This is a genomic window from Cupriavidus sp. CP313 (genome assembly GCF_054072015.1).
In genome coordinates, this window is sequence record NZ_JBSVZB010000003.1 from 394,809 (window position 1) to 416,603 (window position 21,795).

The following is a 21,795-nucleotide window of genomic DNA, read 5'->3' on the forward strand; positions in this document are numbered from 1 at the left end:
GTGCAGGCCGCTGCGTCCGCAAGGACACCGGCCATCTGTTTTTGTCGCCGCCAGATGCCCCGCCTCGCAGGTTGGTGGGCAGGCTGGCGGCTTTAAGCTGCCAACTCAGAAGTTGGCGCCTGGGCCACCGCCGCAGTAGAGCACCTGTCCCGACAGGAAGTTCGACTCCGGCGTGCACAGCAGGTACACCGCGCCCGCCGCTTCTTCCGCCTTGCCGGGACGGCCCAGCGGGATCACACGGCTGGCGTTGTCCAGCATCGCCTGCTGCACCCCAACCTTGATCTCGCGGCCCTCGATGCTGACCGTCTTCGACTGGTCGCCGGCCAGCGCCTGCGTCAGCCGCGTCTCGATCAGGCCAAACGCGACGGCGTTGACATTGACCTTCAGGCGCCCCCATTCCTTGGCCAGCGTCTTGGTCATGCCGAGGATACCGGCCTTGGCCGTCGAATAGTTCGACTGGCCGGCATTGCCGCCGGCAGCACCCGACGAGATACTCACGATCTTGCGGAACACCTCGCGGCCTTCGGCGGCTTCGGCCTTGGCGGCAGCCGATATCACCGGCTGGGCGGCGCGCAGGATGCGGAACGGGGCAGTCAGGTGGCAGTCGATGATGGCGTACCACTGCTCGTCGGTCATCTTCTGGATCACGTTGTCCCAGGTGTAGCCGGCGTTGTTGATGATGATGTCGATGCCCTTGAAGTGCTTCACCGCGGTGCCCACCAGGCGATCGGCAAAATCGGGGGCGGTCACGCTGCCGGCACAGGCCACGGCCTCGCCGCCTTGCGACTTGATCAGTTCGACGACTTCGTGGGCCGGATCGGCGTCGAGGTCGTTCACCACCACGCGGGCGCCTTCGGACGCCAGCTTCAGGGCCACTTCACGGCCAATGCCACGGCCCGAGCCGGTAACGATGGCGGACTTGCCTGCGAGTTTGCTCATGGTATTTTCTTCCTTGCTACAGAGATCCGGTTGTCCGGGTTCAGCCCAGCGCCACGGTGGCTTCGCCGAGCAGCTTGTCTTCACCGTACTGGTTGGTGCTCCTGATCGCGATCTTGACGCGCTTTTCGCCGTCGGCTTCCAGCTTCTCGACGATTTCACCGGTGCAGGTCGGCTGGTTGCCAAGGTGCGTGATACCGGTGAAGCGGATCGCCACCCCGCGCAGTGCGGTCTGCGGGACCCAGCCGGTCAGCAGGCGCCCGAGGTAGGCCGCCGACAGCATGCCGTGGGCGAACACGTCCGGCATGCGCGACTTGCGGGCAAAGTCGATATCGATGTGGATCGGGTTATGGTCGCCGGAAGCGCCGGCATACAGGGCCAGCGTGGTGCGGTTGATCGCGGGCAGCGTCAGCGCAGGCAGCTTGTCGCCAACCTTCACGTCGTCAAAACGGGGGGCTTGCATGGTTCTCTTCTCCTTCTGCGCGATCAGCCGCGGCGTTCCACCAGGGTGCTGCGCATGTCAGCGACGTGTTCGCCGTTCTGGTTGGTCACGCGGGTGGTGTTGACGACAAAGTGGAGCGCGCCACCCTTCTTGTCGTAGACGTCGCTGACCGTCGTGTCGAAGTGCAGTGTGTCGCCGGCGTAGGCCATGCGGTGGTAGTCGAAAGCCTGTTCAGCGTGCAGGATACGGCCCAGGTCCACTTGCAGCACCTTCATGCGATCGATGCCCGATGCGGCCGACACATCGCTGTTCAGGCACATGAAGAACGTCGGCGGCACCGGCAGTGAGCGGTGCCCCGCGTCGCGGGCGGCGGCTTCGTCGATATAGACCGGATTCGTTTCGCCGGTTGCCTTGGCGAAGAAGCGCAGGCGCCCCTTCTCCACCTCGATGGAGCCCTTGCCGAGGTCCATCCCAATCATGCTCTTGTCAGCCATCTGATCTCCTCTGGATTGTCGGGGCAGAGCGCGAACCCAGCCGCGTCCTGCCTGGATCTGGTTCAGCCGCGGCCGTACAGCGTCACCACACAGGCGCCGCCCAGGCCGAGGTTGTGCTGCAGCGCCAGCTGCGCGCCTTCCACCTGCGTCGGACCGGCGCTGCCGCGGATCTGGCGAGTCAGCTCGTAGCACTGCGCGAGGCCGGTGGCGCCCAAGGGGTGGCCCTTCGACAGCAAGCCACCCGACGGGTTGACCACAACCTTGCCGCCGTAGGTGTTGTCACCGTCCAGCACCATTTTCTCGGCCTCGCCGATCCTGGCAAAACCCAGCGACTCATAGGTCAGCAGTTCGTTCTGCGCGAAGCAGTCGTGCAGTTCGCAGACCTGGATATCCGACGGGCCGACGCCAGCCTGCTCGTACACGGCCTGCGCGCCCGCCTCGGCCATATGGAAGCCCACCAGGCTGATCATCGACGGCGGCTCGAAGCTCGGGGCCACGTCGGTGGTGAGAGACTGGGCCAGGATGCGCACGTCGGTGCGCAGGTTGTGCCGCTTCGCGAAGGCTTCGGTGCAGACAATGGCGGCAGCGGCGCCGCAGGTCGGCGGGCAGGCCATCGAGCGGGTCATCACGCCCGGCCACATCACCTTCTCGGCCATCACCTCTTCTTCCGAGACAACGGTGCGAAACACGGCCAGCGGGTTGTTGGCGGCGTGGCGGCTGGCCTTGGCGCGGATCCTGGCGAAGGTCTCGAGCTTCGTGCCGTACCGCTGCATGTGCTCGCGGCCGGCGCCACCGAACAGCGTCAGCGCGCGCGGCACGCCGGCCTCGACCGCGTCCTGCACCATCGGGGCGGCAAGATTGGTGAACTCGACCATGGCCGCCTCGCGGTCAGTCCACGCGCTCTTCAGCGGGCCCGGCTGCATGAACTCGAAGCCCAGCGCCAGCGCGCATTCCACCGCGCCGCTCTCCACCGCCTGGCGCGCCAGGAACAAGGCCGATGAACCGGTCGAGCAGTTGTTGTTGACGTTGACGATGGGGATTCCGGTTACGCCTACCTTGTACAGCGCCGCCTGGCCGCAGGTCGAGTCGCCATACACGTAGCCAACGTAGGCCTGCTGGATCTTGTCGTACGAGAGGCCGGCATCCTCCAGCGCCAGCCGGGTGGCGTTGGCGGCCATCACGGCGTACGGGTCGCTCTGGCCGGGCTTCTTGAACGGGATCATGCCGACGCCGGCAACTACAGCGTGCTTGGACATTGTCTTGTCTCCTTGGAACTGGGGGGAATTACAGCTTGCGCGAGATCAGCTCGCGCATGACCTCGTTGGAACCGCCGTAGACCCGCGCCACGCGCGTGTCGACGAAAGCGCGGGCGATCGGATACTCGAGCATGTAGCCGTAGCCGCCGTGCAGCTGCACCATATCGTCGATGCACTTCCACAGGACTTCCGTGGCATGCAGCTTGGCGATGGCGGCTTCCTCCCCGCTGAGGCGGCGGCGCATATGCTCGCCGAGGTAGTAATCCACCATCGTGCGCAGCGCCACCGACTGGGCCTTGACGTCGGCGAGCTTGAACCTGGTGTTCTGGAAGTCCCAGACGGTCTGCCCGAAGGCTTTGCGGTCCTTGACGTACTCAGTGGTCTGCGCCAGCAGGCGTTCGAGCCTGGCGGCGGCGCTGACGGCGATGATGAAGCGCTCCTGCGCAAGGTCGTGCATCAGGTAGCCGAAGCCCTTGTTTTCCTCGCCCAGCAGGTTGGTTGCCGGCACGCGGACGTTGTCGAAGAACAGTTCGGCGGTGTCCTGCGAGTGCATGCCAACCTTCTGCAGCTTGCGGCCGCGGCGGAATCCCTCACGGTTGGTCTCGACCATGATCAGGCTGATGCCCTTGGCCCCGGCCGACGGGTCGGTCTTGCAAACCACCATCACCATGTCGGATATGAAGCCGTTGGAGATGAAGGTCTTGCTGCCGTTGATGACCCAGTCGTCGCCATCCCGCACGGCGGTGGTACGGCACGCCTTGACATCCGAGCCGCCGCCGGGCTCGGTGATGGCGACCGCCAGCACCGTTTCGCCGGCGCAGACGCCTGGCAGCCACTTCTGCTTCTGCGCTTCGGTGCCCAGGCGGACGATGTACGGCGCAACGATGTCGGAGTGCAGGCCGAACGAAATGCTGCAGCCGGTAAACGCCATTTCCTCGGCGAGGATCGCGGCGTGGCCGAAGTCGCCGCCGCCACCGCCGTATTCCACCGGCAACGCCGTGCATAACAGGCCTTCGCGCCCGGCCTTGAGCCAGGTTTCGCGGTCGACGATACCGTCCGCCCACCATTGCTCCTGGCGCGGCAGGCATTCGCGCTCCAGGAACCGGCGCACGGTGGTGCGGAACTGCTCGTGATCTTCACGATAGACACTACGGAGGACTTCCACGAAGACTTCTCCCTGTTCGGTGTTGGACCAGGCTGGGCGGCTGGCATGTCAGGCCGGCCCGCGGTGAGCCAATGATGCGGCGCGGGCCCCTCCACCACCCCTCCCCGGTTTGGGTAGTCTTCCCCTCCCCCTGCGGCGGTTACGGATGGGGCGTCAGCGTCACCTCGCGGATACGAGCAGCACCTCGCCGTGGCGGCGCGATGCCTGTCGGCAAGCCGCGCCGGCCAAAGGCCGGAATACCCAAGGGAGAAAGCGCGGACACGCGCCTGGCGTTAGTGGCCGGATGGACGGCCGGAGGGGCGGCCAGGCGCGTCGGCCTGCAGGTCGCGCAGCAACGCCACCGCTTCGTCACGGCCGGTCACACCCAGCTTGATGTAGATATTCTTCAGGTGCCACTTCACCGTCTCGGGCGAGACGGACAGGGTGCGCGCCACCATCTTGTTCGACATTGCCTGCGAGATCAGCTGCAGGACCTCGGCCTCGCGTTCACTCAGCGTCTTGATCGGCGCAGAGCGGCGCGTGGCGGCGACCGGCGCCGCATGGGCGCGCCACCGGCCTGATGCCTCCTGAAGACGTCTCGCATAGAAGGCCAGCACCGGGTCGAGCGCCTGCGCCTGCAGAAATTCGCCCATCAGCTTCATGCCCCCGTTGGCGGCGTCCAGCAGGCTGCGCACCATGCCGAACCGCAGTCCATAGCGCAGGGCCTCGCACAGATGGTGCTGCGCGGCGCGTGCATTGCCGCGCCCCTGCTCGGCAACCGCGCACTGCATCAGCACAATGGCAACGTGCCGGCCGCGAGCGGCCAGCTGCACGCTGTCCAGCAGCGGCTTCAGGCGCGCCATGGCGCCGTCGTAGTCGTGCCGGTGCAGGCACAATCCGCTGCCGGCCAGCTGCGCAACGACGTTGACCTCCCACGTCGGGCTGCGGGCCGCACTTTCCGAGGACAGCTTCTGCGCACGGGCGACGGTTGCCTCGGCCAGGTCGATTTCACCTTGCTGCAACTGCCAACGCGAACGGATGCCAAGTGCGATCACCAGCAGGCGGTCGAGGCGGTGCTGCACTGCGTAGTCTTCGAGACGGTCGAGGTAAGCCGCGGCCTCCAGGCGTCTTCCCGCGACGCGGTGCGACAGCGCGAGCGTCAGCAAGGCACGCAGCACCGCATCGGGGACCGCAACCGCTTCCAGTTGCTCGATCCGCTTCTCCAGCAGTTCGCAGACCGCATCGATTTCATTGAGTTCGTACAGGGTCTCGCTCAGCAGCACCGCTGCCATGTGCGCGGCGCCCACATACACGCCGCCGAGCTGCTCGGCCTCGCTCAGTACCTGGCGGAACACGGGCTCGGCCTGCAGGATCTTTCCTTCCATCGACAAGCTGAGGCCGGACAGGCAGCGTCCGATCAGGCCGCTGACCATGGCGCCGCCCTGCAGCGTGCTGTCGGCCAGCACCTGGCGCGCGCGCTCGTACTCGCCACGGTGCATGTGGACCCAGCCCATCACATTGCCGCGCGCGGTCAGCAGGAAGTCGTCCGCGTCAGCGGGCACGCGCTCCAGTTCAGGCAGCAAGGCCGCCGCCGCGCCGATGTCATCCTGCATCAGCGCCATGCCGCCCCGCAGCACCGTGACGGCGTAGCGCTCGCGTTCGCCCAGGGCGGCGGCTTGCGTCGCCAGCCGCCCGATCGCCTCAGCCGTTGCGTCGAGATGGCACGAGCGCAGGTCGATGTGCGCTTGCAGCATTTGCAGCGCAAAGCGCGACTCGACCTGCCTGGCGGGGAGCAAGCGCAGCAGGCTGGTAAGCCGGCCAAGACCGCCGCGCGCCAGCAGTTCGGAAGCGCGGGCCTGGATCGCGTCCGCGGCGGCATCTTCCTCGCCGGCGAGCACCGCGTGCCGGACCGCTTCGTCAACGTACTCGCGCTGCGCGAACCAGCGCCAGGCAGCCGCGTGCAGCGCTTGCTGCTGCGCGCGGGACATGGCCGCAACACGCGCAAGCAACACTTCGCGCAGCAAGGGGTGGAGACGATACCAGCTCTCATGGTCGTGGCCACTCACCTGGATCAGGAACAGATTGCTGCTGTCGAGCCTGACCAGCCGTGTGATCATGCGCGCCACCGCCCGCGGCTCGCCCACCAGCGTTGCGCACAAGTGCGCGCTGAAGCGGCTGCAAATGGCCACGCAGGTCAGCAGCTTCTGGTCGTCGGCGTCGAGCTGGCACAGTACCTCGCGCTCGAAATACTGGGCGAAGGCGCTCGCATCGCGCAACGCAATGGGCGAAAATCCGGCGCCGTGCTTGGCCTTGATATCCAGGGCGAACAGTTGCAGCCCGGCGACCCAGCCATCGGTCAGCTCATGCAGCCGCCGGGCGTCGCGCGGGCTGATCTCGCCCAGTTGCTCGCGCAGGTAGGCCTCCGATTCCTCAAGGCTGAAGCGCAGGTCACGCAAATCGAAGACGGTAAGCAGCCCTTGCGACTGCATGCGCGCCAGCGACAGCGGCAACTGGCTGCGCGAGCACAGCACCAGGTGCAGCTGCGGCGGCGCGTAGTCAAGCAGCCATTGCAGCGCCTGCCAGATGCGCCCGTCCTCGATATGGTGGACGTCGTCAAGCATCAGGACCAGGTCGCGCGGCTGGCTGGCAATCGCCTCGATCAGCGTCACCACCCAATGCTCTACCCGGGAAGCGTCGCTGCCGTCCCCGGTCAGATCGGCGGCTTTGCCCGCGATTTCGGCGTCGACCAGCGCAATGCTGGCAAGCAGGCAGTCGAAGAAGCGCGCTGGTTCATTGTCCTCTTCGGCCACCGACAGCCACGCAACCTCAAAGCCGACCGAAACCAGTGCCTTGCGCCAGGTCACGAGCGTCGAGGTCTTTCCGCATCCGGCCGGCCCCTGGACCACCACACAACGCCGATGCCGCGCTTCGAGCAGGCGTTCGGCCAACGCATCGCGGACCAACGGCCGCCGTGCCAGGCGCGGGGGCACCAGCTTGGTACCGGCAATCGGCTCTGGATGATGCGAAGACATGTGTGGGTTGCGCCGGCCTGATCACTCCGGCAGCGCTTTGCATTGGGAACGAAACATTATAGGGCTGTGGTCTGCGGGGGAGCCATCAGGAGGATTGCGGTGGCGTCGTCCGCATAGCCCACAGCGACCGCAGCGCAGGTGCGCTCTCCAGTGCATCGCGCACCAGGCCGATTCGCGCCGTGCGGGCCCAAGGATCCGGGCCTCCGCAAACCATCCTCGCATTCACAGCAGGCGCTCCGCCTCCTCGATCAGGGCGGTGGGCGACAGCATGTCGGCACGCGCGAAACGCACCAGTGCGACGGACCGCACCAGCGGCGGATCGCCCGGGACATGGGCAGTGAGCAGGTCGATGTCGTATGCCGGCCCCGCGCTGTCCGCCGCGAGCAGCACGTTCATGGCACTAAGCCGCAAGTGTCTTTGCTCAATGGAAAAGCAGGAGCGTGCGTCCGCCAGGACCTCGGCCAGGCATTCCAGCTGACGGTCAAGCGCCCCGGTTTCGGGGCCGAGTTGCGCAAGTTCCTGCTCGTTCGCGGCAATCTGCCCGCTCAGGCCGGCCTGCTCGCCGGGACTTGCGTCGGCATCGCCGCCGAGCACCGAACGCATGCCGGTGCCTTGCTGTTGGAGCAGGCGCAGGCGCGCCACCAGCAGCGCCTGCTCGCGCGCGAGTACGTCGCGGCGAGACTTGCCGGCAGCGAAACGTGCGAGACCCTCCATGCTGAACTGATCGAACATGCGCCGGACAATTTCCTCGCGCAGCGCTGCCTCGCTGCGAGCGATGATCCTGATCTTGTGATCGCCGAAACTGACGGTGGTTTGCGGCACTTCCGTGCGCATGACATCCCCTTCCAGCGCAACCCCGAGCGTGCGCCGCTCGGTCATCGCCATCCCCAGCACCGCAAACGCCTGCGGCGTATCGGGCGACTGTTCGAAGAACGCTCGCAATTCAGGAGAGCGGCTGAAGGCCAGCTGCACGTCACGCGGCGTGCCGAAGAAGGCGTGAATACAGGGGTCGTCACCCCATGCCTGCACGCTGGCCTCCCGAGGCGCGGGAAGACTCTGGACGAGTTCGCGCACGTAGTCCTGCGCTTGCTCGAGCGCAGGCCGAAGCCGCTGCCGGTAGCGTGACACCAGCCGCAAGCGCGGATAAATCCGGGTCACGCGCTCGGCCAGCTCGGCAATCTCTTGCTTGTCGTGCGCATGGACTCGCGCATTGCGCCGGCGCAACCACCCCAGAAAACCCATCGGCATGCTCCCACCCTCCGCCTGCCCGGCCGCTCCGCTGTTTAGTCAGGCTCCCGGCGCCGCCTTACTCAGCGGGCATTCTTGGGCGTGACAGAAATGGCAAGGGCTTCGGTGTAGACGGCCTGCACCTGGTCACCGGGTCGAACCGCCTTCAGTTGCTTCGGATCCTCGACATGCACGTCCACCGTCTTGCCTCTTGGCCCCTTGAGCGTCACCATGCCGGTCTTGGCGTTGACGGCCACCACATCGGCAGTGACCGTCACCTCGCGCCCGACCATGCCGCCGGGCTTGGCGCCAGGAGCGGCCCGGTCGGCGGTCTCGCGTTCGGTGCTGGAGCGCATGCCACTCTGCCTGGCGAGATTCACTGACAAGGCCTGCGTGTATTCGACGGTGACCATGTCGCCCACACGGAGCTGCTCGAAGTTGCGCACGTCCTCGCCGACCTGTACGTCCGTGACCTTGCCCTGCTTGTTCTTGAGCGAAATGGTGCGCGTGGCGGCATCGATGGCCACCACCGTGGCGGTGGCCTTGATCGTGCCGGTGGTCTTGGTAGCCCCCACGCCCGACACTGTGTCCACGCGAGTCTCGGGCTGTGCCAGCACCGGAAGAGTTGCCGCGGCAAGTGCCGCCGCCACGATTAGCTTGCTGGGATTCATGACGTACTCCTCGAGCCCCGTCTGGTGGCATGCCGTGGTTCGGCGGCGCCGGCACGACGCTGGCGCTTCTACCGGAAAGGTCTATAAACCATAGCATACGGACGGTTATTCGCCTGCCCCGCGCCCCTCACTCCACATTTGCGTTGGCGTTCACGGACTGGGCCCTGGTTCAGGTATTCGACTATCCAGGCACGTGGGAGGCATGCCAATGCATCAACCCAAGATCGTCGTGGTCGGCGCAGGACTGGTTGGCGGCTCGGCGGCGCTGTTTGCGGCCGTGGCCATCCCGAGCGCAGAGGTGGTCATCATCGATGTTGCCCGAATCCGGGCCGAAGGGCAGGCGCTGGACCTCGCCCACTCCGCTGCATTCTGGGGAAACAATCGTTTCTATGCGGGCGACTATGAGAACGCGCGCGACGCGGACGTCGTCGTCATCACCGCCGGCGTCGGCGTGAAGCCAGGGCAGACTCGCCTGGACCTGGCCAAGACCAATGCGGGCATCGCGGCGGAAATCGTGGATCGCATTGCGCCCTTGGCCCCGGATGCCATCTACGTCATCGCGACCAACCCCTGCGATGTGTTGGCCGGCGTCGTTTTTGACCGCCTGCGCTGCGCACGGGAGCGCGTCATCAGCACCGGCACCTCTCTCGACACCGGACGACTGCGATCGCTTCTCTCCGAGCGGCTGGGCGTCGTGGCGCCGGGGATTCACGCGTACGTTGTCGGCGAACACGGCGAATCCGCAGTCATCGTATGGTCCGGCGCAACGGTCTCCGGCATGCCCCTCGAAACCTTCCTGTCCAGGACCGGCAAGGAACTGGGGCCAGCCAGCCGCGATCTGATCCTGCGCTCCGTGCACGAGGCGGCCAAGCTCATCAAGGAAGGCAAGGGCGCTACCCACTATGGGATCGCCAGTGCGATCGGGCGAATTTGTCAGGCCATCGTGCATAACGCCGACCTCATTCTCACTGTTGGCATCGTGCATCCCGAAGTCGAAGGCGTGCCAGAGGTGTGTTTGTCGCTGCCGATGGTGGTCAATGGCGGCGGAGCGCAGTTGCTGGCTTACCCGGAACTCAACCCCACCGAGCGCGAGGGCCTGCGGCGCAGCGCGCGCATCGTCAAGGAGGCAACCGACAGCGTGCTGCTGGACCGGTAGGGACATTGCGCACGCTCCGGGGTACCGAGCCACGCCGCCGCCAGGAGGTTGATCATGGATGTATCGCCCGCTAAGGCTCCACCGCCTGCAAGCTCCCCGGCCAAAAAACCCGCGGTCCCCGCAGGGCATCTCAGAGATCTCTGGAGATTTCTTGTCCCGGTGGGAATCGGCATCGTGCTCTGGTTCCTGCCGGCGCCGGCCGGCCTGGAGGTGAAGGCGTGGCACATGTTCGCGGTATTTGTCGCCACCATCGCCGGCATCATGACCGCCCCCCTGCCCATGGCGGCGGTCGCCATCATCGGCGCCACGGCAGGCGTGCTTGTTGGTGTCGTGTCCTTTGCCGACGTCACCAAATCCACGGGCACGGACCTGGTCTGGCTGGTGATGCTCGCCTTCTTCATTTCCCGAGGCGTGATCAAGACCGGGCTGGGGCGCCGCATTGCCTTGCTGTTCATGCGGCTGCTGGGCAAGCGAACCGTGGGACTTGGTTATGGGCTGGCCCTGACCGAACTCATGATCTCGCCCGCCATGCCAAGCATCACCGCCCGCGCCGGCGGGGTGATGCTGCCGATTACCAAGGCGATAGCGGAAGTCCTTGGCAGCCATGCCAATGACCCGGCATCCCGCGGCAAGGTGGGAAGCTACCTGATCCTCTGCGCCTTCCACGCGAACATCATTACCGCAGGCATGTTCATCACGGCGATGGCTGGCAATCCCCTTGCGGTCAAGCTGGCCGCGGACCAGGGCGTCTCGATCAGCTGGCTCGACTGGGCAGTGGCCGCATCGGTTCCCGGCCTGGTGTGCCTGGCCATCATTCCGGTCGCCATGCTGTGGATTGTCCAGCCGCAGATCCGCCAGACACCCGATGCAACGGCCCTGGCCCAAAGGGAACTCGTCGCCCTGGGCCCCATCTCCGCCAAGGAAATCATCATGGCGGCAATCTTCCTTGGCTTGCTGGTGCTCTGGATTTTCGGTGAGGACCTGGCCATCGGCGCAACGCTGGCGGCGGCTCTCGGCGTCTCGTTGCTGTTCATCACCGGCGTGCTGACCTGGGAAGATGCACTGAACGAGAAGTCCGCCTGGGACACTATGATCTGGATCGGCCTGCTGATCATGCTGGCCTCCAAGCTCAATGAGTACGGCATGGTTTCCTGGTTCGGCAAGGAGTTCGGGGCACACCTCGAGGGCTTCCACAGGCTGGCCGTCTATATGCTGGTGGCGGCGATCTATTGCTACGTTCACTACTTCTTCGCCAGCGCCACGGCACATATCAGCGCCCTCTTCCCCCTATCCATGGCGCTGATGGTCGCGGCCGGCATCCCGCCGTTCACCGCGGCGGTCGCCCTTGGCGTCCTGAGCAATGTCAACGGTTGCCTGACCCAATATGGCATCGGCTCCGGACCGGTCATGTTCGGCGCGGGCTATGTCACCCAGGGGGAATGGTGGAAGGCTGGCTTTCTGATGAGCCTTATCTACATGTTCGTCTGGCTGGTGATCGGTCCGCTTTGGTGGCAGTTCCTCGGGCACGTCTGACACCGCACCGGGCAAGAAAATGAGCCAGCCCCCTGATCGGGGAGCTGGCTCCGGGCTTCGCCCAGTGTGCACTATCAAGCACTTTTATCCATTCCTTGGTTGTTGGAGCAACTCGCGCCAATCAGGCATCCCTACCCGACTGGCGGCGTCGCTAACAATAGCTTACATACACGGACATCCGGTTGAATTACCCTCCGCTGCCAGAACCTTGCCCGCCCGGGCCCACCACACGAAAAACAGGCACACATGAAGAAGATCCACGCGTACCCGCTGATGGCAATGGCCATGCTGACTACCGCCTCGGGGGCCGCCTTTGCGCAGCATGTTGTCGGGGGGATGGGCGAGGAAGTCAGGATCGGCGCGTTCGCCGGTCCGACGCACCGCACCGACAGCAATCGCGGCATGCCCACCGGGCGCAGGTTCAATACGGCAAAGCCAGGCAGGCAAGTCGCCGACCCGCGCAGCGCACGCCCGACCAGCGCGCGCGGACCTGCACCCACGCTCCCCGGCAAGCATTTGCCATAGCCGCGCGCATACGTTCGCGATCATCCTTGATCGCCGACGCAACAACCCGCGCGCCCACGCTGCCCGCGCCTTGGACAAGCCCGAATCCGCGCTGTTATATTGCGTGGATCGATCCTGGTCCAACCTATATGGCACGCACGCTTTTGCCCGCCGCGCTGGCGGCATCGCTCTACGGTTGCGCCGGCGCCCCGTCCTTCAGCCTGTTCGGTGCCTATTTCCCGCTCTGGCTCCTGAGCGCCGTGCTTGGCATTGCCGGCGCGGTCGTGTCCTATCGGATCTTTATCATGACGGGCTGGGCGGAAACGGTCCGCTACCAGCTTCTGGTCAACACGGCGATCGGCGTCATGATTGCTGAAATCGTCTGGCTACTGGGTACGGGACACGCTCTATGAAAATGGCCGGCCTCCGCAAAAGCCCGCTGCGCGGCAAACTGATTGCCCTGGTCATCGTCCTGCTGGCCGCCCTGCTGTCCTTCTACGCCTACCATCGCACGCTTCGGTTCCCGGCATCGGACGATGCCTCGCTCGATGCCGACCTGGTCCACGTAGCGTCGCCGGTCGGCGGCCGGATAGCGCGCATCCATGTGGCGGAGAACCAGCTGGTGGCCAAGGGCGATGTCCTGTTCGAGATCGATCCGGTGCCGTATCAGCTGGCCGTGGCCCAGGCCCGTGCCGACCTGGAACTGGCGCAGGCAACCCTTGGCACGCGGCGGCGCACGATTGCCACCGAGCAGGCCACGGCGGCGGTGGCGTCGGACCAGATCGCCCGGGCCGAGCAGAACTACGCGCTCACGGCGCGCACGGTGGAACGGTTGCGCCCGCTGGCTGCGGACGGCTACGTGCCCAAGCAGCAGCTGGACCAGGCGCAGGTGGCGCAGCGCGACGCCGCGGTGACGCTGAAGCAGGCCAACGTGCAGCGCGCCGCCACGGCGCAGGCGGTCGGTGATGAAGCCGGCGCCATCGCCACCGTGCATGCGCGCGAGGCGGCGCTGGCGATTGCGCGGCGCGCGCTGGACGACACCGTGGTGCGCGCCCCGCATGCCGGCCGCGTGAGCGGGCTGACGGTGCTGTCCGGCGAGGTCGTGCTCCCCAACCAGTCGCTGTTCCTGCTGGTGCATACCGGGGAATGGTTCGCGGTGGCGAACTTCCGCGAGACTTACCTGGCTGATATCCATGTCGGCGACTGTGCCACGGTCTACTCGATGATCGACCGGCGCCAGGCCATCCGCGGGAAGGTGGAAGGCATCGGTGTCGGCATCGCCGATACCGACCGCGTGAACCTGCCGCGCTCCCTGCCCTATGTCCAGCCGTCCGTGAACTGGGTACGCGTGGCCAAACGCTTCCCGGTGCGCATCAAGCTGGCAGATCCGCCGGAAGCGCTGGCGAGGGTGGGCGCGAGCGCAACCGTCGAGATCAGGCATGGCGCAGCCTGCAGCTGACAAGTTGCGCCTGGGCCTGGCGGATATCCGGGCCCTGCTGGCGCCGCTCCCCGGCCGTGCGGCGGCCACCACGCGCATCACGGTGGCCTGCACCCTGACGGTACTGGTGACCAGTATCTACGGCACCCCTGAAGCGGCCATCTCCGCTTATGTGATCTTCTTCATCAACCGGGCCGACCGCACCTCCAGCATCGTCATGAGCGTGGCTGCGCTGGTGCTGGTCAGCATGATCATCGGCCTGGTGATATGGCTCGCCGATTTCAGCGTCGACGACCCGCTGCGCCGCGTGGCGTGCATGGCGGTGGTGTCGGCGGCCGTACTGTTCCTGGCCTCGGCCAGCAAGCTGCGGCCGGTCGGCGCCATCGTGGCAATGATCATCGGCTTTGGGCTCGACGAACTCGGACTGGTGCCGTCTGGCGAAATCGCCACGCGTGCCCTGCTCTATACCTGGCTGATGGTGGCGATTCCCCTCGGCGTCAACGTGGTGGTCAACCTGGTGCTGGGCCCGGCGCCGCGCCGGCTGGCGACCGACCGCCTGGCGCATTGCCTGCGGCTTGCTGCGCGCAGCCTGCAGGCTCCCGATGGTGACCCCGAGGCGCTGCACGAGGCATTGCGCGATGGCGTCCAGCCCATTGCCGGCTGGCTGAAGCTGGCGAAGATCGAAGGCAGCATCGACGCGCAGGATCTGCTGGCACTACGGCAGGCCGCGTCGTCGACCATGGCGATCCTGCTGGCGGCAGATGTCGCACGCCGGCAGACGGGGGCGCAACTGCCGGCAGCCGTTGCCGTGCCCATCGCCACCATGCTCGACGACATGGCGCGCATGCTCGATGCCGGCGGCTATCCGGTGGAAATCGGGCTGAGCGTGCCCGGTCTTGCAGGGCTGCCGCCCGTGCAGGCAGCGGTTGCCGCGGAACTTGTCGGCGCCATCAACCGCTACGCGGAGCCAGGCGACCCAGCGCCGCAGGAGCAAGCCGACCAGGCGCATGGCGGCTTCCTCGATGCCGACGCGTTCTCGAATCCGGTCCATGTCCGCTACGCCCTCAAGACCACCGGCGCGGCAATGTTCTGCTACTTGCTGTATCAGCAGCTGAACTGGCCCGGCATTCATACCTGCTTTATCACCTGCTACCTGGTGTCGCTTGGCACCGCGGCGGAAACCGTGGAAAAGCTGACGCTGCGGCTGGCCGGCTGCCTGGTCGGCGCGGTGATCGGCACGGCAGCCATGGTCTACGTGGTGCCTTCACTCACCTCGGTGGGCGGGCTGATGCTGCTGGTGTTTGCCGGCACGTGGATTTCGGCATGGGTGGCGCAGGGCTCGCCGCGCATTGCCTACGCAGGCTTCCAGGTGGCGTTTGCGTTCTACCTGTGCGTCATCCAGGGTTCCGGACCGGGCTTTGACCTGACCATTGCGCGCGACCGGGTGATTGGCGTGGTGCTGGGCAATCTCGTTGTGTACCTGGTCTTCACGCGGATCTGGCCAGTCAGTATTGCCAGCCGCATCGAGGCGGCACTGGCGGCACTGGTCACGCAATGGCAGCGACTGACCGAGGCGCGCCGGCCCGATGCACGACGCAGCCATGCCGCGGCCGCCATGGCACTGCACGGCGAGATCACGCAGGACCTGATCCTGGCCAACTATGAACCCGCATCGGTCGGCCCGGGGCGGGACTGGATCGAAGACCGGCGCCGGCGCCTGGCCGTGCTCGATGCGATTGCAGGGCCCGTGTTCCTGCTCGCGGAACGCTTTCCCGGCGACCCGGAAGTTGCACGACGATTGCACACGCTGCAGGCAACCGACGCTGTAGCGCCAACCGCGCACGCTGCCAACGGCACCCACGATGCACAAGCCGACAAGGTCCGTCACGCCCTGCTGGCCATGGTCGACCGGCGCCTGGCGGATTCGCCAGTCGAGGCACCGGCTGCGACCTCTCCAACTTCCATTCATGCGCAAACCTGATTCGCTGGCGATCCCGCTGACACTGGCCGCCGCCGTGACGCTGGCCGGATGTGCCACCGCGTCGCTCGACCTGGCCCCGCCGGCCTCCGACCGGCCCTGGCAGCCCGAGACTACCGCGTCCGGCGAGATCGTGGCGGGCGCGGCCAGCAAGCCGGCGCCGGCAACCCGGCCATCCGACTACACGCTGCCGGCCAACACCGCACTGGCGTCCGTGCCCCCGCCTGCCGCACTCGATACCACGCACGCGTACACGCTGCCCGAGCTGATCGACCTGGCCGAATCCACCAACCCGCTGACCCGGATTGCCTGGAACGACGCGCGCAATGCCGCACTGGCCGCCGGCATCGCCAGGAGCAGCTACCTGCCGTACATCTCCGCGGCAGCGATGGGCGGCTACCAGAACGGGCACAGCGCCTCGTCCACGGCGCTGGGCACGCTGGGCGCGAACGCCTCGACGCATGGCGCGATCTCGGTGCTGTCGCTGCAGTGGCTGCTGTTCGATTTCGGCGAGCGCGCGGGTATTGTCGATGCCGCTGAACAGGTATCGATTGCCGCGAACATCGGCTTTACCGGAGCACACCAGAAGATCATTCACGAAGTCAGCACGGCGTTCTATCGCTACCAGGCCGCGCGTTCGCGCGCGACCACCGTGCAGCAGGCGATGCGCAACGCCGATGCCGTGCTTGCCGCCGCCAAGGCACGCTACCAACGCGGCATCGGCACCGTGGTGGAAGTCGCCCAGGCCACGCAGAATCGTGCGCAGACCAACCTCGCCACGGTGCAGGCGCAAGGGGCCGAGACCGATGCCTACCTGGCACTGGTCACGGCCATCGGCATCTCCCCGCTTTCCAGGCCCAGCATTGCCGAGATGCCGGTGCGGCCCCTGTCGCCGGCCATGCGCAGCTCGATCGAACAGATCGTTGAACGTGCCATTGCAAGCCGGCCTGACGTGCTGGCGGCCTATGCCATCGAACGCGCCAGCCAGGCCAAGGTCAAGGCGGCCGAGGCCGGCTTCATGCCGAAGGTATTCATGTCGGCATTCACGTCGTACGCGTCCGGCGGCTCGTCAATCACCGCGATTCCGCCGATTGGCCAGCAGCCACCCACGGTCAACCTGAATGGCTACCGCTACGGCGCCAGCGTGTTCCTGGGCGTGACGGTACCGATCTACGACGGCGGGGTGCGCTCCGCGGTGCTGGCCCAGGCGCGCAACGACGCCGACAGCGCGTCGGCCAGGCTGACGCGCGCCAAGGAAGAGTCCGTGCGCCAGGTCGTGGTCAGCCAGAGCGCACTCGAATCGAGCCTGGCCGCCTATGATGCGGCCAGGGCCTTGGCCGAGGCCGCGCAGACCACCTATGACGCAACCTTCGCCGCGTATAGCAAGGGCGTGGGGTCAGTCACCGAAGCCAATCTGGCGCAGAACCAGTTGCTGCTGGCGCGCAATGCGTCTGCCGACGCCTATAACGGGGCGCTCGCCGCTGCGGCGACATTGGCGCTGGCGACGGGGTCGATTGGCGCGGTGCGCGATGGGGGTGGATGGCCGGTGCGGTGACGCAGCCCGGGCGTGCGCTCCCCGCGTCGGGGACGACAGGAATTGGGGCGAATCCTTGTGGCACGCGCGCTTTCGCACGCACGAGAATGCGGACGGTCCCAAGCCCAGGTCAGCCCTGCCGCGGCTGCACCGTCGCCGCAAGGCCGGGCTTGCGCAGCATTTTCTCGACATCCCCCGCATGCAGTTCCTCTAGCTGGATCAACTGCCGCGCATACTCCTCCAGGGCGACGGAGCGGCCCTCGACCAGGCTTAACAGCTCACGGTACAGATCCAGGGCCCGCATCTCCGTCGCAAGCGATTCACGCAGGATCGCGCCGATATCGGTCGTGTGGCTGTCCAGAAGTTCGCCGATGCCAAGCGAGGGATAGGCGCCGAGGGTCGTGATCCATTCGCCTGCCTGGTGCGCGTGCAGCAGCGACTCATTCGCCTGCTCACGCAGCCACGACACGATGGGAATGCGGCCGAAGCCGAATATCAGGAACGAATAGTGCGTGTAGCGCACAACCCCGGCGAGCTCAGCTTCGAGTATTCGATCCAGCACGCCAACAACCTTTTCCTGTTCGATTTCCGACATGGCAGATTCCTCCCTGAAGTGGGTTCGGACTGCAAGCCGGCACCCGTAGCCAGGGCGCCGCGCAATCCCGTCATTAGCGGTAGACGAGGACAGGGACCCGGCAGTGGGTAAGAACCTTCTGGGTTTCACTGCCCACCAGCAGGCCCTCCAGCCCCCTGCGGCCGTGCGACGCCATGAAGATCACGTCACACCCGTGCCTCGCGGCGGCATCGATGATGCCCTTGTAGGGTACCGAGGTCGTCATATCCGTTTCGCATGTGACTCCCGCTGCCTTGGCTGCAGCGACAACCTCCTCCAGCCTGGCGCTTGCATGTGCGGCCTCCTGCTCTTCGAAGGCCTTGCGCCGGGGATGGCCGGCATCGCCTGACGCCACGTAGGGATACTCTTCCATGCACGTATAGGCCGTCAGCCTGGCGCCGCCGGCTTTGACAAAGCCAATGGCCGCCTCCATTGCCATTCTTGAAAGTTCCGAGCCATCGGTGGCCAACAAAATGTGCTTGAACACGATTCTTCTCCTTAGGCTATTGATCCCGGCGGGCAGCGACAGCCCACTAGTCAAAGTTCAGTATGGACAAGAATCCGCCTCTCGCCACCCACGCCGATGCACCTGCGCACGCGCCGACGCAGCCGCGGGGCCCTCACCCATCGATCTTGAAGCCGATATCCTTGATGAACTGCCCCCAGCGCGCATGATCGGCCCGGATCTGCGCGGCGAAGGCCTCAGGCGTGACCGCCTGCGGCGGCAGCACGCCAACGCCTGCCAGCCGCTTCTGGTAGGCCGGATCGGCCAGCACCTTGCGCACCGCAGCAGAGACGGCATCGACCGTGGCCTTGGGCATGGCCTTGGGACCAAACAGCGCGAAATAGCCGCTGAGCTGCTCCATCTCCGGGAAGCCCTGCTCCCGGAAGGTAAGCGCCCCGGGCGCCAGATCGGAGCGCTCCGCGATGGTGGTGGCCAGCACCTTGGTCTTGCCGGCCTGGTATAGCGGCACGCCGGTGGTCAGGCCGTCGATCATCAGCGGTACCACGCCGCCCACGAGGTCCTGCGTGGCCGGCGCCGAGCCCTTGTACAGCACCGGCTCAAGGTTGGTGCCGGCCAGCCGGTTGAACAGCAGCGGACCAAAGTGCGACGACGTGCCCGGACCGTATGAGGCCGAATGGATCGGCTTGGTCGGGTTCGCCTTGGCATAGGCGATCAGTTCCTTCAGCGTGGAATACGGCGCATCCTTGTTGGCCGCCAGCAGCACCGGGGCGCGGCCGAGTTCCGCCAGCGCGGTGAGGTCGGTCAACGGGTCGTAGGGAACGCGATTGATATGCGCGCCCGAGGTGGCCGAGGAACCCAGCGTCACCAGCAGCGTCTGCCCGTCGTTCTTGGCGCGGATCACGTCCTGCGTGGCGGGAATGGTGGCCCCGCCGGGCTTGTTCTCCACCACCACCGACTGCCCGGTCACGCGCGTCAGGTAGTCGGCAAACAAGCGTGCCACCACGTCGGTGCCGCCACCAGGCGGATAGGCCACGACCAGCCGGATGGCGCGCGCCGGCCACTGCTGCGCCATGGCGTGCGGCGCGACGCCGGCGGTCGCCGCGATGGCCGCGGCGCTCAGGAACTGTCGACGATCCATGTATGAAGTCTCCGCGTCATTGTTGTGCGCCGCGCTGGCGGCGGGTACTTCATTTTAGGGGGTGATGCGCCGTGGGACAGGCCCGGGTTTTCCACCATGCAGCGGAGCCGGGCGCGGACTGCCGGTGGCTTGCATGCTTTGCATTCGCCTACATCGCCTGCGAGCTGTTGCCGTTGTCGTCCCGCGTCATGCGCTGCGTTTCTGGCGAGCCCAGGCGGGCGCCTCGGCCTTCCTGACAGCCCTGACAGGCTGGCGTCACCGTTCCAACCACCTCCGTTGGCTATAAACCAGCATGCCAATGACTTGTGGATCCGGCGGGTCCGACTGCCATGCCTGCGTTCTCCCTCACCTCCTATCTCCTCACGGCGCTCGGCCCTTACGCACGACGCTTGTGGTTTGCAGCCGCCGCGCTCTGCGTGCTCGCGCTCGGCACGCTCGGCCTGGTCCGGCGCAGCCTGTCCGATGCGCCCCCACCGCCGCCACCGCCTGTTCCTGTGCGCGTGGCGCGCGTGGAGGCACGCGACGTCGCCCGCCAGGCGGAAAGCGTCGGCACCGTTCGCCCCTTGCGCGACGTGGTGGTGCGCACGCAGATCGACGGCCAGCTGATGCGCCTGCATGTGCGCGAAGGCCAGATCAACGAGTTCCAGACCGACACCAACAAGTACTAGGTGGTGCTTGAAGTCGACGACGACGGGCGCGGGCATATCGAGACGCTGCAGTCGTTCCGCCTGCGATCCCCTGTGTCGGGCGAGATGGTGCCGCTTGCCGCGGTGGCGAGCATCGCGCCGCCGGGCGCCGGGCCGGTATCGATCCTGCACCACGGCATGCTCCCTGCAGTCAACCTGTCTTTCAACCTCGCGCCGGGCGCACCTCTGGGCGATGCGGTGGCACGGCTGGAGCAGGTACGGCAGCGCATCGGCATGCCGGCCGCCATCCAGCGCACGTTCCTGGGTTCGGCCCAGGCTTTCCAGGAGGCCATGGCCGGGCAGCCCTGGCTGATCCTGGCGGCGCTGCTGGCGGTCTACATCATCCTTGGCGTGCTCTTTGACATCCTCCCCCTCCCTAAAGAGAGGGGATTCCCTCTGCAGGCGATCGATGTCCCGATCGGGCAAGAATATTTAGCGCGGCGTTCACATCGCGATCATGTACAGCACCGCATTCACTGCATATCCACTGCCTTATTCCAAGGTCTGCGATACCTTTCGGCCTCTCCGGCGGCATCGTGCCGCACGAAGAGCAGACCTGGGTGGTGAAACGTTCGTCGACTTCCTCATACCACGCGCCATGCGCAATCGCCTTGTACGCGAGCATTGTGCGGAAGGACGACCAGCCCGCATCGACGACGGACTTCGCCATGCTGGTCCTGGCGAGGCCGGCGGCATTCACATTACCCACCGCGATGTAATCGAAGTCCCACACGATGCGATGCGAGAGCTTGTGCAGGAAGTCACGCCTCGCATTGGCGATGCGCGCGTTGAGGTTCATTGCCCGTCGTTTCTTGCGCGCCCGCTGCGCCTTGGCAAGGGCTTGCTCGAGTCGGCCAAGGTGACGCGGATTCTCGATCTTCTCGCCGGTGGAGAGTGTGGCAAGGTCCTTCAAGCCGAGATCGATGCCGACGCCGCGTGCCGCGTGCCGGGGACCGGGGACCGGGGACCGGGGACCGGGGACCGGGGACCGGGCGTGAGTATCGGCAACTTCGATCACGATGTTCAGGAACCAGTTGCCTCGCGCGTCGCGGGAGAAATTGGTGCCGTCCTTGATCTTGCCTTCGGGAAGGGGGCGGGAGTTGAAAACGCGAAACGTATTGCCGGAAAAGCGGAACGCATCGCCAGAACGCTTGAGATCCCGCCCCTTGAGCGGCACCCAGCCGAGGGATCTGCGGCCGCGATAGCGCAGGTACGGCCGGCGATGCTGGCTACGCGACTTGGGGTACTGCTCGCAAACCGCGTTGACGGTGCCGGAATGGATACGGAGTTCCTTGCTGCTGCCGGTGGTCAACACGTTCAGATCGAAACCCGTGGGCCATTTCTTGCCCCATTTCAGCGCGTGCTTCTGCGTGTCATTGCAGAAGTTCCAGACGTAGTTCACCGCACGGCTCTGCTGATTGAGCAGGCCGTTCAGCGACTTCACCCGGTGGCGATAGACGAGAAGCATGCCGGTCATTCTAATTTGGGATTGCTTGCTGCCGGCAGCACTCCTTTCACTCCCCGCCCTGAAGGTCGGGGTTTCGCGG

General features: G+C 66.1%; 20 protein-coding genes and 1 pseudogene. 9 read left to right on the forward strand and 12 right to left on the reverse strand.

What is annotated here, in order from left to right:
* Positions 1-105: 105 nt before the first annotated feature.
* The 8 genes from ACW4E8_RS06270 to ACW4E8_RS06305 all read right to left on the reverse strand — a co-directional run bounded on the left by ACW4E8_RS06270 (position 106) and on the right by ACW4E8_RS06305 (position 9,202).
* The gene (locus ACW4E8_RS06270) at positions 106-939 is read right to left on the reverse strand and encodes an SDR family NAD(P)-dependent oxidoreductase (RefSeq protein WP_456803720.1); all 834 of its coding nucleotides are present in this window, start codon (positions 937-939) and stop codon (positions 106-108) included.
* A 40-nt stretch (positions 940-979) separates the two neighbouring features.
* Complete coding sequence (locus tag ACW4E8_RS06275) at positions 980-1,399, reverse strand: MaoC family dehydratase (protein WP_456803721.1); 420 nt, start codon at positions 1,397-1,399, stop codon at positions 980-982.
* Positions 1,400-1,422: 23 nt separating this feature from the next.
* Positions 1,423-1,872: a MaoC family dehydratase N-terminal domain-containing protein gene (locus ACW4E8_RS06280; protein ID WP_456803722.1), complete on the reverse strand. Its 450-nt coding sequence runs from the start codon at positions 1,870-1,872 to the stop codon at positions 1,423-1,425.
* Between the two features lie 62 nt (positions 1,873-1,934).
* Positions 1,935-3,128: a lipid-transfer protein gene (locus tag ACW4E8_RS06285; protein WP_456803723.1), complete on the reverse strand. Its 1,194-nt coding sequence runs from the start codon at positions 3,126-3,128 to the stop codon at positions 1,935-1,937.
* Positions 3,129-3,156: 28 nt separating this feature from the next.
* The gene (locus tag ACW4E8_RS06290) at positions 3,157-4,293 is read right to left on the reverse strand and encodes an acyl-CoA dehydrogenase family protein (protein ID WP_456803724.1); all 1,137 of its coding nucleotides are present in this window, start codon (positions 4,291-4,293) and stop codon (positions 3,157-3,159) included.
* 272 nt (positions 4,294-4,565) lie between these two features.
* On the reverse strand, positions 4,566-7,304 hold the full coding sequence (locus ACW4E8_RS06295; protein WP_456803725.1) for a LuxR C-terminal-related transcriptional regulator: 2,739 nt from the start codon (positions 7,302-7,304) through the stop codon (positions 4,566-4,568).
* 222 nt (positions 7,305-7,526) lie between these two features.
* Positions 7,527-8,546 carry a hypothetical protein gene (locus ACW4E8_RS06300; RefSeq protein ID WP_456803784.1) on the reverse strand — a complete coding sequence of 340 codons (1,020 nt, stop codon included), beginning with the start codon at positions 8,544-8,546 and terminating at the stop codon, positions 7,527-7,529.
* Positions 8,547-8,614: 68 nt separating this feature from the next.
* Entirely contained in the window at positions 8,615-9,202 is a 588-nt protein-coding gene (locus tag ACW4E8_RS06305; RefSeq protein WP_456803726.1) for a hypothetical protein, read from the reverse strand.
* A gap of 208 nt (positions 9,203-9,410) precedes the next feature.
* Between ACW4E8_RS06305 and ACW4E8_RS06310 the strand changes: the two genes are divergently transcribed.
* From ACW4E8_RS06310 to ACW4E8_RS06340, 7 genes are all read left to right on the forward strand, one after another.
* On the forward strand, positions 9,411-10,358 hold the full coding sequence (locus tag ACW4E8_RS06310; RefSeq protein WP_456803727.1) for a lactate/malate family dehydrogenase: 948 nt from the start codon (positions 9,411-9,413) through the stop codon (positions 10,356-10,358).
* 54 nt (positions 10,359-10,412) lie between these two features.
* Entirely contained in the window at positions 10,413-11,891 is a 1,479-nt protein-coding gene (locus ACW4E8_RS06315; RefSeq protein WP_456803728.1) for a DASS family sodium-coupled anion symporter, read from the forward strand.
* A gap of 246 nt (positions 11,892-12,137) precedes the next feature.
* The gene (locus ACW4E8_RS06320) at positions 12,138-12,416 is read left to right on the forward strand and encodes a hypothetical protein (RefSeq protein ID WP_456803729.1); all 279 of its coding nucleotides are present in this window, start codon (positions 12,138-12,140) and stop codon (positions 12,414-12,416) included.
* 128 nt (positions 12,417-12,544) lie between these two features.
* Positions 12,545-12,808, forward strand: a complete 264-nt coding sequence (locus ACW4E8_RS06325; RefSeq protein WP_114131024.1) for a hypothetical protein — start codon at positions 12,545-12,547, stop codon at positions 12,806-12,808.
* Positions 12,805-13,854 (forward strand): multidrug transporter subunit MdtN, encoded by a 1,050-nt coding sequence (gene mdtN, locus ACW4E8_RS06330; protein ID WP_456803730.1) that lies wholly within the window; start codon positions 12,805-12,807, stop codon positions 13,852-13,854. Before ACW4E8_RS06325 ends, mdtN begins: the two co-directional genes overlap by 4 nt.
* Positions 13,835-15,814 (forward strand): FUSC family protein, encoded by a 1,980-nt coding sequence (locus ACW4E8_RS06335; RefSeq protein ID WP_456803731.1) that lies wholly within the window; start codon positions 13,835-13,837, stop codon positions 15,812-15,814. The genes mdtN and ACW4E8_RS06335 overlap by 20 nt, the downstream gene beginning before the upstream one ends.
* Positions 15,801-17,366 (forward strand): TolC family protein, encoded by a 1,566-nt coding sequence (locus ACW4E8_RS06340; protein ID WP_456803732.1) that lies wholly within the window; start codon positions 15,801-15,803, stop codon positions 17,364-17,366. The genes ACW4E8_RS06335 and ACW4E8_RS06340 overlap by 14 nt, the downstream gene beginning before the upstream one ends.
* A gap of 109 nt (positions 17,367-17,475) precedes the next feature.
* Here ACW4E8_RS06340 and ACW4E8_RS06345 read toward each other — a convergent pair whose 3' ends face one another.
* From ACW4E8_RS06345 to ACW4E8_RS06355, 3 genes are all read right to left on the reverse strand, one after another.
* Positions 17,476-17,940, reverse strand: coding sequence for a ferritin-like domain-containing protein (locus ACW4E8_RS06345; protein ID WP_456803733.1), 465 nt, complete (start codon positions 17,938-17,940; stop codon positions 17,476-17,478).
* 73 nt (positions 17,941-18,013) lie between these two features.
* Positions 18,014-18,445, reverse strand: a complete 432-nt coding sequence (locus ACW4E8_RS06350) for a universal stress protein (protein ID WP_456803734.1) — start codon at positions 18,443-18,445, stop codon at positions 18,014-18,016.
* Between the two features lie 133 nt (positions 18,446-18,578).
* A complete protein-coding gene (locus ACW4E8_RS06355) occupies positions 18,579-19,562 on the reverse strand; it encodes a Bug family tripartite tricarboxylate transporter substrate binding protein (protein ID WP_456803735.1) in 984 nt (327 codons plus the stop codon).
* Between the two features lie 389 nt (positions 19,563-19,951).
* Between ACW4E8_RS06355 and ACW4E8_RS06360 the strand changes: the two genes are divergently transcribed.
* Both ACW4E8_RS06360 and ACW4E8_RS06365 read left to right on the forward strand, forming a co-directional pair.
* On the forward strand, positions 19,952-20,230 hold the full coding sequence (locus ACW4E8_RS06360) for a hypothetical protein (RefSeq protein WP_456803736.1): 279 nt from the start codon (positions 19,952-19,954) through the stop codon (positions 20,228-20,230).
* A gap of 3 nt (positions 20,231-20,233) precedes the next feature.
* Positions 20,234-20,608, forward strand: a pseudogene (locus ACW4E8_RS06365) (efflux RND transporter permease subunit); the annotation flags it as partial.
* A gap of 16 nt (positions 20,609-20,624) precedes the next feature.
* On the opposite strand, the gene ACW4E8_RS06370 reads toward ACW4E8_RS06365, so the two are convergent.
* On the reverse strand, positions 20,625-21,716 hold the full coding sequence (locus ACW4E8_RS06370) for an RNA-guided endonuclease InsQ/TnpB family protein (RefSeq protein WP_456803785.1): 1,092 nt from the start codon (positions 21,714-21,716) through the stop codon (positions 20,625-20,627).
* Positions 21,717-21,795: the final 79 nt, after the last annotated feature.

Bases quoted from the DNA above. Each gene is read 5' to 3' on its own strand.
- ACW4E8_RS06270 (WP_456803720.1), bottom strand. From the start codon at position 939: ATGAGCAAACTCGCAGGCAAGTCCGCCATCGTTACCGGCTCGGGCCGT.
- ACW4E8_RS06275 (WP_456803721.1), bottom strand. From the start codon at position 1,399: ATGCAAGCCCCCCGTTTTGACGACGTGAAGGTTGGCGACAAGCTGCCT.
- ACW4E8_RS06280 (WP_456803722.1), bottom strand. From the start codon at position 1,872: ATGGCTGACAAGAGCATGATTGGGATGGACCTCGGCAAGGGCTCCATC.
- ACW4E8_RS06285 (WP_456803723.1), bottom strand. From the start codon at position 3,128: ATGTCCAAGCACGCTGTAGTTGCCGGCGTCGGCATGATCCCGTTCAAG.
- ACW4E8_RS06295 (WP_456803725.1), bottom strand. From the start codon at position 7,304: ATGTCTTCGCATCATCCAGAGCCGATTGCCGGTACCAAGCTGGTGCCC.
- ACW4E8_RS06300 (WP_456803784.1), bottom strand. From the start codon at position 8,546: ATGGGTTTTCTGGGGTGGTTGCGCCGGCGCAATGCGCGAGTCCATGCG.
- ACW4E8_RS06305 (WP_456803726.1), bottom strand. From the start codon at position 9,202: ATGAATCCCAGCAAGCTAATCGTGGCGGCGGCACTTGCCGCGGCAACT.
- ACW4E8_RS06310 (WP_456803727.1), top strand. From the start codon at position 9,411: ATGCATCAACCCAAGATCGTCGTGGTCGGCGCAGGACTGGTTGGCGGC.
- ACW4E8_RS06315 (WP_456803728.1), top strand. From the start codon at position 10,413: ATGGATGTATCGCCCGCTAAGGCTCCACCGCCTGCAAGCTCCCCGGCC.
- ACW4E8_RS06320 (WP_456803729.1), top strand. From the start codon at position 12,138: ATGAAGAAGATCCACGCGTACCCGCTGATGGCAATGGCCATGCTGACT.
- ACW4E8_RS06325 (WP_114131024.1), top strand. From the start codon at position 12,545: ATGGCACGCACGCTTTTGCCCGCCGCGCTGGCGGCATCGCTCTACGGT.
- mdtN (WP_456803730.1), top strand. From the start codon at position 12,805: ATGAAAATGGCCGGCCTCCGCAAAAGCCCGCTGCGCGGCAAACTGATT.
- ACW4E8_RS06335 (WP_456803731.1), top strand. From the start codon at position 13,835: ATGGCGCAGCCTGCAGCTGACAAGTTGCGCCTGGGCCTGGCGGATATC.
- ACW4E8_RS06340 (WP_456803732.1), top strand. From the start codon at position 15,801: ATGCGCAAACCTGATTCGCTGGCGATCCCGCTGACACTGGCCGCCGCC.
- ACW4E8_RS06345 (WP_456803733.1), bottom strand. From the start codon at position 17,940: ATGTCGGAAATCGAACAGGAAAAGGTTGTTGGCGTGCTGGATCGAATA.
- ACW4E8_RS06355 (WP_456803735.1), bottom strand. From the start codon at position 19,562: ATGGATCGTCGACAGTTCCTGAGCGCCGCGGCCATCGCGGCGACCGCC.
- ACW4E8_RS06370 (WP_456803785.1), bottom strand. From the start codon at position 21,716: ATGCTTCTCGTCTATCGCCACCGGGTGAAGTCGCTGAACGGCCTGCTC.